General features: G+C 59.7%; 13 protein-coding genes. 5 read left to right on the forward strand and 8 right to left on the reverse strand.

Features of this window, described 5'->3' with window-relative positions; all coding sequences use genetic code 11:
* Nucleotides 1-36 precede the first annotated feature (36 nt).
* From C0557_RS19960 to C0557_RS19990, 7 genes are all read right to left on the reverse strand, one after another.
* Nucleotides 37-3,777: a bifunctional nitrate reductase/sulfite reductase flavoprotein subunit alpha gene (locus C0557_RS19960; protein WP_208660452.1), complete on the reverse strand. Its 3,741-nt coding sequence runs from the start codon at nt 3,775-3,777 to the stop codon at nt 37-39.
* 18 nt (nt 3,778-3,795) lie between these two features.
* Entirely contained in the window at nt 3,796-6,708 is a 2,913-nt protein-coding gene (gene nirB, locus C0557_RS19965) for a nitrite reductase large subunit NirB (RefSeq protein ID WP_208663056.1), read from the reverse strand.
* Between the two features lie 32 nt (nt 6,709-6,740).
* Nucleotides 6,741-7,535, reverse strand: coding sequence for an ABC transporter ATP-binding protein (locus C0557_RS19970; protein WP_208663058.1), 795 nt, complete (start codon nt 7,533-7,535; stop codon nt 6,741-6,743).
* Between the two features lie 10 nt (nt 7,536-7,545).
* Entirely contained in the window at nt 7,546-8,430 is an 885-nt protein-coding gene (gene ntrB / locus C0557_RS19975) for a nitrate ABC transporter permease (RefSeq protein ID WP_074773329.1), read from the reverse strand.
* Nucleotides 8,431-8,440: 10 nt separating this feature from the next.
* A complete protein-coding gene (locus C0557_RS19980; RefSeq protein ID WP_074773326.1) occupies nt 8,441-9,697 on the reverse strand; it encodes a CmpA/NrtA family ABC transporter substrate-binding protein in 1,257 nt (418 codons plus the stop codon).
* A gap of 282 nt (nt 9,698-9,979) precedes the next feature.
* The gene (locus C0557_RS19985; protein WP_208660455.1) at nt 9,980-11,242 is read right to left on the reverse strand and encodes a nitrate regulatory protein; all 1,263 of its coding nucleotides are present in this window, start codon (nt 11,240-11,242) and stop codon (nt 9,980-9,982) included.
* 64 nt (nt 11,243-11,306) lie between these two features.
* Nucleotides 11,307-11,465, reverse strand: coding sequence for a hypothetical protein (locus tag C0557_RS19990; RefSeq protein WP_371813213.1), 159 nt, complete (start codon nt 11,463-11,465; stop codon nt 11,307-11,309).
* 209 nt (nt 11,466-11,674) lie between these two features.
* Here C0557_RS19990 and C0557_RS19995 point away from each other — a divergent pair, with 209 nt between their 5' ends.
* The 5 genes from C0557_RS19995 to C0557_RS20015 are packed head-to-tail and all read left to right on the forward strand — an operon-like array spanning nt 11,675 to nt 15,778.
* Nucleotides 11,675-12,337: a DUF3313 domain-containing protein gene (locus C0557_RS19995; protein ID WP_208660457.1), complete on the forward strand. Its 663-nt coding sequence runs from the start codon at nt 11,675-11,677 to the stop codon at nt 12,335-12,337.
* Between the two features lie 13 nt (nt 12,338-12,350).
* Nucleotides 12,351-12,971: a paraquat-inducible protein A gene (locus C0557_RS20000; RefSeq protein WP_208660459.1), complete on the forward strand. Its 621-nt coding sequence runs from the start codon at nt 12,351-12,353 to the stop codon at nt 12,969-12,971.
* Nucleotides 12,964-13,548 (forward strand): paraquat-inducible protein A, encoded by a 585-nt coding sequence (locus C0557_RS20005; protein ID WP_208660461.1) that lies wholly within the window; start codon nt 12,964-12,966, stop codon nt 13,546-13,548. The genes C0557_RS20000 and C0557_RS20005 overlap by 8 nt, the downstream gene beginning before the upstream one ends.
* Entirely contained in the window at nt 13,545-15,155 is a 1,611-nt protein-coding gene (locus C0557_RS20010) for an intermembrane transport protein PqiB (protein ID WP_208660464.1), read from the forward strand. The genes C0557_RS20005 and C0557_RS20010 overlap by 4 nt, the downstream gene beginning before the upstream one ends.
* Nucleotides 15,152-15,778, forward strand: a complete 627-nt coding sequence (locus C0557_RS20015; RefSeq protein ID WP_208660466.1) for a membrane integrity-associated transporter subunit PqiC — start codon at nt 15,152-15,154, stop codon at nt 15,776-15,778. Before C0557_RS20010 ends, C0557_RS20015 begins: the two co-directional genes overlap by 4 nt.
* On the opposite strand, the gene C0557_RS20020 is transcribed toward C0557_RS20015, so the two are convergent.
* A complete protein-coding gene (locus C0557_RS20020; RefSeq protein ID WP_208660468.1) occupies nt 15,757-16,374 on the reverse strand; it encodes a TetR/AcrR family transcriptional regulator in 618 nt (205 codons plus the stop codon). The two genes, C0557_RS20015 and C0557_RS20020, sit on opposite strands and share 22 nt — an antisense overlap.
* Nucleotides 16,375-16,835 lie beyond the last annotated feature (461 nt).

The following is a 16,835-nucleotide window of genomic DNA, read 5'->3' on the forward strand; positions in this document are numbered from 1 at the left end:
CTTGCCAGACCGCCGGAGATGACAAGCCGAAAACCGCTAATAAACATCCCGCAGGTAGCGTTTCTCGCGCGCCAGTGCCGCTACCCAGTCGCTGGCCTCATCGGCGCGCATGCCGCCAAAGGTTTGCGCCACCTGCTTTAGCGCCGTATCGACATCTTTCGCCATCTGGCTGGCATCACCACAGACATAAAAACAGGCACCGTCGCACAGCCAGCGCCACAGCTCCGCGCCCTCTTCCACCATGCGATGCTGCACGTAGATTTTTTCCGCCTGATCGCGGGAAAACGCCGTGCTCAGTCGGTGCAGAACGCCGTCGCGCTGCCAGGCTTCCAGCTCTTCCTGATACCAGAAATCCGTTGCCGCATGCTGCTCGCCAAAAAATAACCAGTTGCGGCCTGCGGCAGCGGTGGCCTGCCGTTCCTGTAAGAAGCCGCGAAACGGCGCGATACCGGTGCCTGCGCCGACCATAATCACCGGCGTTTGCGGGTTGGCAGGCAGACGGAAGTGCGGCGACGAGTGAATAAATACCGCCGCGCTGGTCGCCCGGTCGGCGAGAAACGTCGAGCAGACGCCGCCGCGCTGATTCCCTTCGCCATAACGCACCGTCGCGACCGTCAGCGCCACCTGCTGCGGCGAAACCTGCGGGCTGGAAGAGATAGAGTAAAAGCGCGGCTGTAAACGGCGCAGCACCGACAACCATGTCTGCGCCGGGGCGCGAACCGGGGACATCTGTAACAGATCGCTAAGCTGGCGTCCCCACAGCCACTGCGATAATTCCTCGGGGTTGTCGAGCCGCGTTTTTAGCGCCGCGTTGCCGCTCTGTTCACAGACAAACCGCATGATTTCCGGGGTGATGCGCGTGATATCCATCTCGTTGGTCAGCGCTTCATGCAACGTCATTTCGCCTTTATCGCTCAGTTGCACCGGCGTTTGCGCGTCCAGTTCCAGCAGGCGCAGTATCTGATCAACCTGCTGCGGGCAGTTGATCGGCCAGACGCCGAGCGCATCGCCCGCCTCGTAGTGCATGCCGCTGCCTTGCAGATCAAAAACCAACTGGCGGATCTCTTTTTGCGCCAGCGGCGCATTCAGCCGTTGGTTGACCACCAGCGGAACGGTTAATGGTTGATGGCGGCTAAAGCCGGGCTTTGGTTGCGTTTCGCTGGCTTCAGCGATGACCTCACCGAGCAGCGCGCGCTGCACCGCTTCCAGCCACTGCTGCGCGGGTGCATTATTGCCCGCATCGCATTCATGACGCGCCACCAGCCGCTGCGCGCCCAGCGCTGCCAGCCGGGCATCAAGCTTGCGGCCAAAGCCGCAAAACCGATCGTAGCTGGCGTCGCCAAAGGCCAGCACGGAAAAGGCGGTAGCGGTGAGTTCAGGCGCGCTGTCGCTTTCCAGCGCGGCCCAGAGCGCCGCGCCGTTGTCCGGCGGATCGCCATCGCCAAAGGTACTGGCAACCAGTAATACGTGCGAGGCAGCGGCAATATCAGCCACGCCGACGCTCTCCATCCCGCGCAGTTTTACCGCCTGTCCGGCATCAAGAAAATGCCCGGCGCAGCGGCGGGCAAAGGCCTGCGCATTGCCGGTCATCGACGCCCACAGCACCAGCAGCACGCCTGGCGTGGCTGGTGCTGTTACAGCGTTTTTTTCGCTCACCACCGGCTGCTGCGCGCTGCGCGTCAGCGCGACAGCGGCGTGTTTCAGTTCCGGTTGCAGTGAAATGGGATCGACGGCGTCGCTGGTCACCGCGTTGATCGCCAGCCTGTCGCCAAACAGATCGTTCCAGTGAAACGGCGCGAAACAGGTACCAGGGCTGACCCGATCGGTGATCACCGCAGGCAGCGTCGCCAGCCCGCGCCGGGAGCGAATATCCACCTGCTCGCCCGCGCGGATGTTAAGCCGTTCGGCATCCTGCGGGGCGATTTCAACAAACGGACCGGGGTTGAGCTGGTTGAGCATCGGGATCTTCCCTGTTTTCGTCAGGGTATGCCACTGGTGCTGGACGCGCCCGGTATTCAGCACCAGCGGAAATTCGTCATCCGGCATCTCCACAGGCGCCAAATCCGGGCGGGCGAAGAATTGCGCCTTGCCGCTGGCGGTGGCGAAACGCACCCGCGCCGTGGCGCAGTGCTGAAGATAGCGAATCGGGTGGCGTTGCGCTGTGTCACCCGGCGGGCATGGCCATTGCAGCGGCATGTCGCGCAGCCGCGCATGGCTGGCACCGCGAATGTCATAGCCGGTATCCGGGTTATACGACTGGCGGATCTCGTCAAACACCTCGGCGGCACTGGCGTAGGTAAAACCCTCGGCATAGCCCATTTCACAGGCCACGCGGGCGATGATTTGCCAGTCGGCCAGCGCTTCGCCCGGCGGTAAAACCGCCTGCTGCATCAGCGTCATGGTGCGTTCGGAGTTGATCATCACCCCTTCGGCTTCCGCCCACAGCGCGCCCGGCAGCAGAATATCGGCATAGCGGTTGGTTTCGGTATCAAGGAATACATCCTGGGTGATAACCAGTTCCGCCTGTTGCAGCGCGGCAATCACCTTCTGGCGGTTGGGCACCGTGGCGACCGGGTTGGTGCAGATTATCCAGCAGGCTTTAATTTTCCCGGCACGCATCTCGTCGAACATCGACACCGTGCCGTGGCCGCTATCGCTGCGCAGTGAACCCGGCGGGCGCTGCCAGAGCTGCTCGACAAAGGCCCGGTCTTTTTCCACCAGCAGCGAGCGCTGGCCAGGCAGTCCGGCGCCCATATAGCCCACTTCGCGCCCGCCCATCGCGTTTGGCTGCCCGGTGAGCGAGAACGGGCCACTGCCGGGGCGGCAAATCGCCCCGGTCGCCAGATGCAGATTGCACAGCGCGTTGGTGCTCCAGGTGCCGTGGGTGCTCTGGTTTAGCCCCATCGTCCAGCAACTCATCCACTCGGTGGCTTCGCCAATCCACTGCGCCGCCTGGCGAATATCGGCCTCTGCCAGCCCGGTACGTTCGGCCACCTGCTGTGGTAAATAGTCCTGCAAGAAATCCGGCATTGCCTGCCAGCCTTCGGTGCACTGTTCAATAAACGTCTCGTCGATCTGGCCGTTCTGCACCAGCAACCCGAGCAGGCCGTTCAGCAAGGCGAGGTCCGTTCCGGGTTTAATCTGCAAAAACAGCGAGGCTTTCTCCGCCGTGGCGGTGCGGCGGGGATCGACGACAATCAGCTTTGCCCCGGCTTTGACCCTGTCCATCATGCGCAGGAACAGGATCGGGTGGCAGTCGGCCATGTTTGCACCAATCACCAGAAAAAGATCGGCGCGATCGAAATCATCATAAGATCCCGGCGGCCCGTCAGCCCCCAGCGACAGCTTATAACCGCTGGCGGCGCTGGCCATGCACAGGCGCGAGTTGGACTCGATATGTTGCGTACCGATAAACCCCTTTGCCAGCTTGTTCGCCAGATATTGCGCTTCCAGCGACATCTGCCCGGACACATACAGCGCCAGCGCATCAGGGCCGTGATTATCGATAATGGCGCGCAGCCGCCGGGCAGTTTGCGTGATGGCGCTGTCGATACCGACCGGCACCGGCTCCTGCTGGCGCGAAGTGCGCAGCCATGCGCGATCCAGCCTGCCCGCCGCAGTAATCGCCTGCGCGCAGCTTTTGCCTTTGGTGCATAAACGCCCCTGATTGGTGGGGTGCGTTTTATCCCCCACCACGTTGATAATGCGTTGGTTTTCTACTTCCATAACCAGCCCGCAGCCTACCCCGCAATAAGGGCATACACTTTTTAGATCCATTTTTGCCCCCGTTGCGGCTTATGACGCTTCGGCAATCGCCGGGAAAGTGCTCGTGCTCAGCGGCTGATGATGAACCCAGATATGCCCGTCGATAATGTTGACCGGCCAGACGCGCACCCGCAGCGTGGCATCGTCGAGGCTGACGCCGTCGCACAGCCGGAAACGCTGTTTGTAGAGCGGCGAAATCACCATCGGCTCGCCCTCTTTATCACCCACCAGACCGCGCGCCAGCACATTGGCTTCGCTGCCCGGCTCGCGGTTGTCCAGCGCGAAAATCTGCGCCTCGCTTGCAGGCAGATGGAACAGCGCAATCTGCTGCTGCCCAAGACGCGCAGCCACCCCGCTGTTGGCCGGAATATCCGCCACCGCGCCAACATGAACCCATTCGGCTTCGGCCAGCGGCAGCGTTGTCGCTTGTGCGGTTTTTTCCTCGTTTCTGGCCGGGCGGATCTGCCCGCGCTCCGGCACCATCACCACCGCTTCATCCGGGCGATCGCTGTTGAGGAAGCCGCGGAACAGCAGACGGTTTTCCGCGCTATCGAGCGTGGTTTTCCACTCGCACTGGTAAGCGTCCACTACCTGCTGCATTTCACGCTCCAGCTCCGCGCCAATCTCCAGGCTGTCGTGCAGGATCACCTGTTGTAAGTACGCAAGCCCGCCTTCCATATTGTCGAGCCAGGTGCTGGTACGTTGCAGGCGATCGGCGGTGCGGATATAGAACATCAACACGCGATCGATGGTGCGGATCAGCGCCTCGCTGTCGAGATCGCTGGCGAACAAGTCCGCATGGCGCGGCTTCATGCCGCCATTGCCGCAGACATACAGGTTCCAGCCTTTATCGGTGGCGATCACGCCAATGTCTTTGCCCTGCGCTTCGGCGCATTCGCGGGTGCAGCCGGAAACGGCCATTTTGATTTTGTGCGGCGAGCGCAGCCCCTTGTAGCGGTTCTCAAGGGTGATCGCCATGCCGGTCGAGTCCTGCACGCCGTAGCGGCACCAGGTTGAACCGACGCAGGATTTCACCGTGCGCAGGGATTTGCCGTAGGCGTGGCCGGTTTCAAACCCGGCGGCGATCAGCCTCTCCCAGATCGCCGGCAGTTGCTCCAGCCGCGCGCCAAACAGATCCACCCGCTGGCCGCCGGTGATTTTGGTGTAGAGGTTGTAACGCTGTGCCACTTCGCCAATAGCGATCAAACCTTGCGGCGTGATTTCGCCCGCCGGAATGCGCGGCACCACCGAGTAAGTGCCATCTTTCTGGATATTGGCGAAGAAGCGGTCGTTGGTATCCTGCAACGGCAGATGCTGCGGTTTGAGCAGGTAATCATTCCAGCAGGAAGCCAGCAAAGAGCCGACCAGCGGTTTGCACACTTCACAACCGTGTCCCTTGCCAAAGCGGCTAATCAGTTCATCGAAGCTGCGAATTTCATGCAGGCGGATCAGGTGATACAGCTCCTGGCGCGACCAGGCAAAGTGCTCGCAGAGATCTTTTTTCACCTCGACGCCAAGCTGTTGCAGCTCGTGCTCCATCACCTGTTTCAGCAACGGTACGCAGCCGCCGCAGCCGGTTCCGGCTTTGGTGCAGCTTTTTATCGCCCCCAGTTCGCTGCAGCCGCTGGCGACCGCCGCCGCAATATCGCCTTTGCTGACATTGTGACAGGAGCAGATTTGCGCGCTGGCCGCCAGCGCCGCCACGCCGAGGCCTTTCGGCGCATCGCCGGAACGGGCGGGTAAAATCAGCGTTTCCGGCTGCGCGGGCAGCGCCATACCGTTGAGCATCATTTGCAGCAGCATGCTGTAATCCGCGCTGTCGCCAATCAATACCGCGCCGAGCAGCCGTTTGCCGTCAGCGGAGACGACAATTTTCTTGTAGATTTCACGCGGGCCATCGGTCCACTGATAGCTCTGGCAGCCTTCCGTTCTACCGTGCGCATCGCCGAGCGACGCCACTTCAACGCCGAGCAGCTTCAGTTTGGTGCTCATGTCCGCACCGGTAAATGGCGTGTCGCGCGCCGCCAGCGTGTCCGCCACGCTGCGCGCCATCTGGTAACCGGGCGCCACAAGGCCGAAAATCTGCCCGTTCCACAATGCGCACTCGCCAATGGCGAAAATCGCCTCGTCGGAAGTGCGACACTGGTCATCAATCACAATGCCGCCGCGCGGCCCTTTTTGCAGTTGCGCGCTTTCCGCCAGCTCATCGCGCGGGCGAATACCGGCCGAGAAGAGCAGCAGATCGGTCTCCAGCCAGCTACCGTCGGCAAAGCAGAGACGATGCAGCGCCTGCTCGCCATCAACGATTTCCCGTGTCTCTTTGCGGGTGTGCACCTGCACGCCAAGGGCTTCGATCTTGCGTTGCAGCATCATCGCGCCGCCTTCATCAAGCTGTACCGCCATCAGGCGCGGGGCAAACTCCACCACGTGGGTTTCCAGCCCTAACTGACGCAGCGCGTTGGCCGCTTCCAGCCCCAACAATCCGCCGCCGATCACCACGCCGCGTTTGGCATTTTTCGCCTGCGCGGCGATAGCGTCCAGATCGTCCAGCGTGCGGTAAACCAGGCAGCCAGGTCGGTTATTGCCGCTGATCGGCGGCACGAAGGCGTAAGAACCGGTGGCGAGCACCAGCGTGTCGTAATGCGTTTCTGCGCCCTGTTCGTCGCGCAAACAGCGACGTTCGCGGTCGATAGCGACAATTTTGCAGCCGCTGCGCAGAGTGATGCCACTGTCGGCAAAAAAACCGTCGCTGACCAGCGAGAGCGATTCGGCGCTGCGCCCGGCAAAGTATTCCGATAGGTGGACGCGGTCATAAGCAGGCAGGCGCTCTTCGCCGAACACCACGATGTCGTAGTGCTGATGCAGCTCGCGTTCCACCAACTGTTGCAGAAAATAGTGGCTGACCATGCCGTGCCCAATGACGGCTAAAACCGGCTTTTTCATCATCTGAATCCTTATCGAACGAGTGACGGAGATCAGGCCGCTTTCGGCTGTTTCTCGTACAAAAATTGCAGAACCTGCTGGCGGTAGCGCTGATACTGCGCGTCATCCGCCAGCGCCACGCGCGAACGTGGGCGCTCCAGTGCCACGTCCATGATTTCGCCGACCGTTGCCGCCGGGCCGTTGGTCATCATCATCACCCGATCGGAGAGCAGCACCGCTTCGTCAACGTCATGGGTGATCAGCACAATGGTGGTGCGCAGGCGCTGCTGGATCTCCATCACCGCATCCTGCAAATGGGCGCGGGTTAAGGCGTCCAGCGCGCCAAAGGGTTCGTCCATCAGCAACACGGCGGGTTTCATCGACAGCGCGCGGGCAATGCCGACGCGCTGCTTCATGCCGCCGGAGATTTCGTGCGGGCGCTTGTTCCAGGCGTGGCTCATCTGCACCAGGTCGAGATTGTGCATAATCCACTCGTGCATTTCGGCTTTGCTCATTTCACCGCGAAAAACCTGGCGAACGGCCAGCGCCACGTTGTCATAGGTGGTGAGCCACGGCAGCAGCGAGTGGTTCTGAAACACCACGCCGCGCTCCGGCCCTGGGCCGTCGATTTCGCGGTTATTACACAGCAGGCCGCCGCTGGTCGGCCGTGTCAGACCGGCAATCAGGTTTAACAGCGTTGATTTCCCGCAGCCGGAGTGGCCAATCAGGCTCAGGGTTTCACCGGCGTGGATATCAAAGCTGACGTTATCCAGCGCGAGAAACTCGCCGCTGCGGGTGTTGAAGCGCTGGCTGACCTGCTGAATCTGAATAATCGGATGGGTACGCATCATGGCCTCCTTAGCGGCTGGTGTAGTTAAAACGGCTGGCAATCCACATCAGCCCCTGCTCCAGCAGCAGGCCGATCACGCCAATCACCACGATGGCGATAATGATGTTTTGCACATTGAGGTTGTTCCACTCGTTCCAGATCCAGAAGCCAATACCGATGCCGCCGGTCAGCATTTCTGCCGCCACAATCACCAGCCAGGCAATGCCAATGGATAAACGCATGCCGGTGAGAATGCCGGGCAGCGCGGCGGGCAGCAGGATTTTGCGCATGATGGCGAACTCCGAAAGCTTCAGCACCCGCGCCACGTTCAGGTAATCCTGCGGGATCTGCCGCACGCCTTCGGCGGTGTTGAGGATCATCGGCCAGATCGAGCAGATAAAAATCGTCCAGCTGGAGGCCGGTTCAGCGCGCTGAAACAGCAGCAAACCAATCGGCAGCCAGGCCAACGGGCTGACCGGGCGCAGCAGCGAGATCAGCGGGTTGAGCATATTGGCGACAAACCGGAAGCGGCCAATCAAAAAACCCGCCGGAATGCCGACCAGCGCCGCGAGGCCAAAACCGACCGCCACGCGCTGCAACGAGGCCAGCACGTTCCAGCCAATGCCCTGATCGTTCGGCCCGGCGATATAAAACGGGTCGGCAAAGATCGCCAGCGCCGCCTGCCAGGTTTGCCACGGCGTGGGGAAGTTTTTACTGTTGAGCGCCGCCACCTGCCACAGGCAGACCAGCAGGCCAATCCCGAGCAGCCCCGGCAGTACGCGTTCCATCAGCGGGCGTAACAGCGGTGAACGGCGCGCCACCGGCTTGGTGGGCAGCGTTACGATCTCGGCTGCCACACGCGGCTGCGCCGTCTCTTCGCGAGGAAGGGGGATAATCTGCGCCTGGTTTTTCATAAGCGACCTCCTATTTCTTTACGCTAAAGCCGCTGGCATAGGCGGCAGGGTTGCTGCCATCCCAGCGAATGCCATCGATCAGGACGCTGCTGCGCATGTCGCTGCCCGGCAGCGGGACGTTACCGACCGCCGCAGCAGCCTGTTTGTAGATGTCGATGCGGTTAACCTTGCGGGCGACGCCGAGGTAATCCGGATCGCTGGTGAGCAGCCCCCAGCGTTTATGCTGGGTGAGGAACCACATGCCGTCGGAGAGCCACGGATAGTTGACGGAGCCGTCGTGGAAGAAGCGCATTGCGTGCTCATCCTTCCAGCTTTTGCCCAGGCCGTTTTCGTACTGGCCGAGCATGCGCCCAAGAATGGTTTCCTCTTTGGTGTTGAGGTAAGCGCGCCCGGCGATGACCCGCGCCGTTTCGCGGCGGTTATCGTCGGAGGCGTCAATCCAGCGCGAAGCCTCAAGAATGGCGGCGGTCAGCGCGCGGGCGCTGTTGGGGTTTTTGGCTACCCAGTCCGCGCGGGTACCGAGCACTTTTTCCGGATGATCCGGCCAGATATCCTGGGTGGTGGCAGCGGTAAAACCGATGCCATCGCTGATGGCGCGCTGGTTCCACGGTTCGCCCACGCAGTAGCCGACCATGTTGCCAATCTTCATGTTCATCACCATTTGCGGCGGCGGCACGACTACGCTGCGAATGTCAGTGAGTGGATTGATGCCTGCGCTTGCCAGCCAGTAGTTGAGCCACATGGCGTGCGTGCCGGTGGGAAAGGTCTGGGCGAAGGTGTAGGTACCGGCCGGGCTGGCGGCGATATGTTTTTGCAGCGTGGCCAAGTCATTAACGCCCGCCTCATGCAGCTGGTTCGCCAGCGTGATCCCCTGCCCGTTCTGGTTGATGGTCATCAGCGCCGCCATCTCGGTTTGCGGCCCGGAAAGCCCCATTTGCAGGCCGTAAAGCTGGCCATAGAGAATGTGCGAGGCGTTCAGTTCGCCGGAAACCAGCTTGTCGCGTACCGCCGCCCAACTGGCTTCTTTGCTCGGTACAATGGTGATGCCATATTTTTTGTCGAAGCCTTTAACGGCGGCCATCACCACCGAGGCGCAATCCGTCAGCGGGATAAAACCGACCCGGATTTCGCTCAGTTCCGGCGCATCCGAGCCTGCGGCCCATGCGCGATTGAGTGCCCCCGGCAGTAGCAGGCTGCTGCCCAGCGCCGCGCTGCCCAGTAAAAACTGCCGACGGGAAACCGTCATACTTTTGTTGCCATCGCTCATTGCCACCCTCTTGCTCACCGTTGCGGATGCAAAAAAAAACGGCGTCCATAAGCCTGTGCAAAGCTGCACGCTTATGGACGCCGTTGTCCGGTTGACGCGGCACCGACCGCCGTTGGCCGATAGTGCGTCTTAATTAATTTCTCAATGGATAAAGCAAGGGCTGTGCCAGAATGCGTAATCACGCTTCAACCGGCGGAATTTAACGCTTTGCGCAAAATTCGCCCGTTTGTCAGGCTCGTTTTCGCACTGCCGGAGAGCACCTTTCGCACCCCGGATGTGCATCTACTCCTTAGGGGGTAGAGGAAAAACATCCGCGACCGCCAGCATTGCACCGGCTATCTCCACCAGCTTTTTGTTCTGATTCATTGCCATGCTGCGCAGGGTTTTATAGGCCTCTTCTTCGCTGAGCTGGCGGTGCTGCATCAGCAGGCTTTTGGCACGCTCAATCTGTTTGCGTTCGTTGAGCGTTTCCCGCAACGCCGCCAGTTCGGTATCCAGCGCCTGTAAGCGGCGCGACTGCTGCTGCACCAGCGTTAACAGTGAACGCCCGAGCTGTGGGCGCACGCTACCGCTCTCCAGCCAGCCGTGATTGTCGATAAACACCGAATAGCGGCTCTCTTCCTCTTCCGGCTGCGGCATCAGGCTTTCGATATCGGCCTGTTGCTGATGGCTGGCCTGTTCAGCGGCGGCAATGCGCGCGCGGCAGTGCGCCATCAGCGTTTGTGCCAGTGCATCTTCCTCAATTTTCATCGCATCAATGCGTTGCGTGGCAAGCGCAAACCAGCGTAAACCGCTGTCCGCGGCAAATCCTTCACGCCCGGTACAGGCAATGCGCCGCAGGCGCTCAAACTGGCTGTCGGTCTGCATCTGCTGCCAGCGCAGCCGGTGCTGCTCATCGGCAAAATCGGTAAAGGTGGAGAAGCAGCGCTCCTGGCGCTCAATCAGATCGAGCAGCTTTTGCCGGGTTTCTTCGCTGAATTGCCCGGCGGCAAAGGCGGCAGCGGCAATGGCCCGCTCCTGCCCGGCAAACTCTTTCCCCTGCATAAAGCTGAACATGGCGATCAGCGCGCGGGAGATGTCCGGTTCGGCGGCGGTATCGGTGAGTTCAAACACCAGCGACAGCAAATGGCGAATGATGTCGTTAAAGAAGCTCATCGCCTGCGGCAGCGGCAGTTTGCGCTGGCGGATTTGCTGGCGCAGCGCGGGCAGCAAGCTGAGCGCGTAGATCACGCTGGCAACATGGCTGAACAGGCGGCTGGCCTGCGGGCTGGCGGCAATCTGGCTCTCCAGCGTGTCGAGTTGCGCCAGCAGCGGTGCCTGCGCCCCGGCAACGTCGCGCTCGCGCAGGGAAAGCTCATCGGCAAACTGCCCTTCGGCCGCGCAAAGAAACATATTCGAGGTGCCGCGCTCGCGTTGCAGCATATGCACCAGTTGGCTGATTTTGCCTACCAGCTCACCGCGTTGCAGCAGATAACGCAGGCTGTTCAGCTCACACTGGCGTGATGCCAGTAAAAAACGGATGGTGGTTGATGAGTTGGCAATCATGCGCGTGCTCCCCGGAAGTCATGCCGGGTTAATGCAAGCAACGCGCCAGGACGAAAAGCCCGCCTTATACGCTGGCCTGCACCATCGTCATAGTCACCGCTTTCAGCTCCTCTTTAGCTTGCGCTTCGGTGATTGCACCCTGCACCGCCGCCCATGACACCCCTTCCGCCGCACCGAGCATCGCCCACAAGGCAGCATCGCGTAACGGCTGTGCAACAGGCAAGGGAGATTGGGCGCAGCGTCTTTAACCGCTGAGTGTCCTGAGCGGTATCGGTGCGTTATCGATACCGCTGTCTGAAAATGAAATATTCACGCTACTAAACAATTTCTTGACATTATTCATTCATCTCCACAATACTAAACCGTACAGTTTAGTTTAGTATTAACAAAACCATGCGTTTCCATTATTAACGTGAATAAAGGGTTGATGTGATGAAAAGAATCTCCAGAGGAATACCGCCAGCGCTGCTGGTACTGACAACGTTAATGGTGGGCTGTTCCGGCAGCGAGCCGCTACGCTACGCCGGGCTGCGCTCTGCGGCACAATTGACGCCGAACACCGGCGATAACGCGGCGCGTATTCCGTACCGCTACAGCAAAGCGGTGGACTGGAGCAAATACAGCAGCGTGATGATTGATCCGGTGACGATCTACAGCGGCCCGGATAGCCAGTTTGATGATATGCCGCAGCCCGATAAACAGGCGCTGGCAACCTATATGCAGCAAAAATTCCAGCAGGCATTGCAGCCGCGTTTTCATCAGGTGAATACTCCCGCCGCAGACACGCTGCGCCTGAAACTGACGCTGACCGGGGCCGATACCACGCCGCAGGTTGTCGGCACTGTCACCAAGTTCGATCTGGCCGGTGGCCCCTACAACATTGTGCAGTCGATTCGCGGCGGACAAGGCATGATGAGCGGCTACGTCAATTACGCGGTTGAGCTTTACGATGCGACAACCGATCAGTTACTGCTGGCTTACGTCGCCAAACAGTATCCCAACGCCATGAACGTCTCTGCGACCATCGGTTCGCTCAGCGCGGCCGAAGTGGGAATTGATAAAGGCGCCGATGAACTGGCGGACATGCTTAAGTAGCCGGAAGTGCCAGATGAACACAGAACCCCATCTGATAACCTGTCCGGTGTGCGGGCATCTTGCCCGGAACCCGGCGAATCAGACCGTTATTTGCCCGCGCTGCCGCTGCGTTGTCTGGCGCAGCAGCCTGGTGCCGTACCGGCTGCTGCTGCCACTGACGCTGACCGCGTTAATCACCCTGGTCGCGGCCTGTTTTAGCCCGGTGATGAGTATCAATGCTTACGGCATGCACAATGCCGTTTCGCTGTGGCAAACCGTGAGCGATATCGCCGGCAAGAGTGGCATGCCGGGGCTGGCGATCGGCGTGGCATGCCTGCTGATCGCTCTGCCGCTGATCCAGCTTCTGCTGCTGGTGCGGATCTTACTGCCAGGCCGGGAAAGGATCCCCGGCCCGCAGTTCATCACCGCGATGACGATCCTGCGCTGGATCCGCCCGTGGTGCATGACGGACGTGGCGCTACTGGGGTTTGCGGTCTCGGCGGTAAAACTGTCGGATCAGTTTACGGTGTCAGCTGGCCCTGGCGGCTGGGCGCTGGCAGTCACCGTGCTTATCTGCCTCGTGCTGACACACCAGGATCCGCGCCGCTACTGGCAGCGTTTTCCTCTCAGTGAACCCGGAGCGCAAAATGGCTGAACCTCTGCACGGCTGCCGCCGTTGTGGGCTGGTTTGCCGCAGCGCCATCGTGCGTTGCCCGCGCTGCCAGACAGCGTTAACAGAGGACATCGCGCCGTCTACGTCCGCCTGCCGGGCCTTACTGCTGGCGGCGATGATGTTATACATTCCGGCCAACCTGCTGCCCGTCACCCGCACACACATTGTCGGCTACAACATGGAGAACACGCTGTTTTCGGGGATTCTTGCATTCTGGAATAACGGCGCGCCGGGCATTGCGGCGATCATTTTTATCGCCAGCGTCGCCATCCCGGCAATGAAATTTGTCGTCATGATCTTCCTGCTGCTCAGCACCCGTCGCGGCGTTTTGCAAAGCCGCCGCCAGCGCACGCTGCTCTATCATCTGCTGGAATGGACCGGTTACTGGTCCATGCTGGATGTCGTGGTGGTCGTGGTGGTAAGCGGGCTGGTGCAATTTCACGATCTTGCCAGTATCGAACCGCGCGTCGGGATCCTGTTTTTCGCGCTGGTGGTCGTGCTGACAATGCTGTCGGTACTGAGTTTTGATCCCCGTTTGATCTGGAAAACCGCGCAATGATGCGATTCTTCAACGCGAAAATGCTGCAACTGTTCTGGCGTAACGCCCTGATATGGCTGATCCCCGGCCTCGCGCTGGCGATTACTATCACCGTATTGCTGCAAAGCCGCCTTGATGCCGGGCCGGAGCTGACGCTCTCGTTTCGCAGTGCCGCCAGCCTCGAAGCCGGGAAAACAGTGGTGAAATTTAAAGATGTCACCATCGGCACGGTCAGCGATATCACCCTCAGCCCCGGCGACGATCGGGTGCTGGTGCATGTGAAACTCAACCGCAGCGCTGCCGATCTCGCCCGCGTTGATTCCCGCTTTTGGGTGGTGCGCCCACGCGTCGGTATGAGCGGCGTCAGCGGGATTGATACGCTGATTTCCGGCGCTTATATCGATGTCGATAAAGGTAAAAACCCTCAGCCGCGCAGTGAATTTGTTGGTCTGGAAAACCCGCCGCCGGTGATCAGCGATACGCCCGGCAGCCAGTTTATTGTCGATGCGGAGGATTTAGGTTCGCTGGATAGCGGCTCGCCCGTTTACTACCGCAAAGTGCAGGTCGGGAAAGTGACCTCCTGGTATCTGCGCGGCGATGGCCAAGGCGTGCGGCTCAGCGTGTTTATTGAAGCGCCCTACGATCATCTGGTGACGGCAAACACCCGCTTCTGGAATGCCAGCGGCATTGATTTATCTGCCGGAACCGACGGCATTCGCCTGCGCACCGGCACCGTGGCGACAATTCTCAGCGGCGGCATCGCTTTTTCGACGCCGGAGAGTTTGCAGTCAGATGTGCGTCACACACCGGCGACCTACACGCTTGCCGCCGATGAAACCTCAGCAATGGCGCCTGCCGATGGCGATCCAGTTGCTTTCCGCCTGCGTTTTGAGCACTCGCTGCACGGGCTGGCTGTCGGCGCGCCGGTAACATTTTCCAGCGTGGTGATTGGCCGCGTGAAGGCCATTAATCTTGATTACGATACCAATCAGCACTTTTTTCCGACGATGGTGGATATCAATGTCTACCCGTCGCGGCTCGGCAATGTGCTGGATAAACTGCCGCGCCATAACGGGGATCTGCAACAGGCAACGGCGCTGTTTACCCGTGAACTGGTGGCGCGCGGGCTGCGGGCGCAAGCTTCTACCGGCAATCTGCTCACCGGCCAGCTCTTTATTTCGATCGATTTCGTCCCCGATGCGCCCGCCGCGCCTTTTGATATTCATGCGCAGCCGCTGCGCATTCCCACGATTAATGGCGGTATGGATGAGATACAGCAGCAGGTTGCCAGCATTGTCGGCAAAGTGGATAAGCTGCCGCTCGAATCTCTTGGTAACAACCTGAACACGACGCTGCTGGAACTGAATGCCGCGTTGCGTAGCGTCAACGGGCAAACCCTGCCTGCGGCAAATCGTTTACTGGCGCAGACAACGGTGACGACCCGCACGATCCAGGATCTGCTGGCCGACGATTCTCCGCTGGTGATCAACCTTCTCGGCGCGTTAACGCAGGCCAGCCGCACGCTGAAATCGTTGCGCGGCCTTTCAGATCAACTGGAGCGCAACCCGCAATCCCTGCTCACCGGCAAGCCCGCCGAGCCGGATCTTTTACAGGCGACAGACAAATGATGTTACGCAGCTACGCGCTGGTGTTGATGGCGCTCACCTTAAGCGGCTGTACGCCGCCGCAGGTTCGCTATCACACCCTGCTCTCTTCCGCGCCGGTGATGACAGCGCCGCATGCCGCGCCGTATTTGATTGATATGGTGCCGGTGGGCGTTCCGCAATCACTGGATTTGCAACAGATCGTGGTCCGTCAGGGGGAAAGCAGCATGGCGCGGCTGGAAAACGATCGCTGGCTCAGCCCGCTGGATGAGGAGTTGCGTAGCGCGTTGTCGGCAGGCATTACCGCGCGGCTGAACACACAGGATGTCGCCGGGCTGCCCGGCGGGGAAAACCAGCCGGTGGTGCGGATAGCCGTGCAGATTCGCCGCTTTGATACCTGGCCGGGGCAGCGTCTTACGCTGGAGGCCGACTGGCGTTTAGCGACAAAAGCGCGCGGCGAACGCGTGAGCATGGTGTGTAAAAGTGTGCTGACGGCGAAACCGCCAGCGGATAGCCAACAGCTTTTCCTTCGCTGGCAGACGCTGGTGGCGCAGCTCGCCGGGGAGATTGCCGATACGCAGTCGGCATGGGCGAATGCCGGTTACCCGTCATCCGCCGCATGTCGTCAGGCAGCGGCAGCGCCGTAAAGGAACAGACGGACGGCGCGGGTCACCATCGCGCCGATCTGTTCGCGGCTAAACAGCGGGATTTCACGCTTCAGCAGCAGCGCATCGGTTTCCGCTTTTACCAGCGCGGTAAACTGGCTGGCAAGCAGCATGGGTTCGGCATCGCGCAGTTCGCCTTTTTGCACGGCGTCGCCCATTACCCGCGCCAGCGTTTCCATACTTTCACGGATACCGGATTCACGGAATAAGGTGCCGATATCCGAATGCCCCGCTTCCCCCACCACAATGCGGTAGAGTTGCAGCGCCGGGTTGCTGCCAGTAAGCACCTGCAACATGCTGGTGCCAAACCGCGTAAGCTTTTCTTCCAGCGACAAGGGCTGGCTTTCAGTGCTGGCGAGTTCCGCCGCGGCCTGGGTGAGAAATTGCGTGCTGAAGGTTCTGACCACCGCCGCAAAGAGTTCTTCTTTTGACGCAAAATAGTTATACAGCGTGGCTTTAGAGCCGCCGACGCGGCGCGCGACTTCGTTCATTGACGTGCGCTCGTACCCCTGCTCCTGAAAAACTTCCACGGCTGCCTGGATAATAGCCTGACGCCGCTCTTCGGTGAGTGTTCGCAATATAACCTCGATAATTAACTGAACGGTTTAGTATTAATTTACCATTTATTGCTCGTCCAGGCCACGCAAGCCAACGCTCCGGCTTCACGTTTTTAAAACGTAAAGTTAAGCGCTTTGCCGGAGAAATTTAACGTTATCAATAAACAGGAATAATAAAATATGGGCAAAGCGAAAAATCGTCCGTTCCGTGAAGTCAATTATTCAGGCAAAAAAAAACCGAACATGACTGTTCGGTAAGATATTTCAAGCGCGTTAGTACTACCGGATCTCATTATTGTCCGCACGTTTTACTCTCAGTCAGGAGCAAAACGCTTAACAATCTGTGCCTTTTCGTATGGGCGTATATCATTATTAGCAAAACGAGCTTTTTTGCTTTAAAGCGAGAAAAATTACCGCCAGACATGTATTCAGACAAATATAAAAAACAGAAACCAGGCGTTACGTTTATATACATTTAAATA

This window comes from Kosakonia sp. MUSA4, from assembly GCF_013085925.1.
Taxonomy (GTDB): Bacteria; Pseudomonadota; Gammaproteobacteria; order Enterobacterales; family Enterobacteriaceae; genus Kosakonia; species Kosakonia sacchari_B.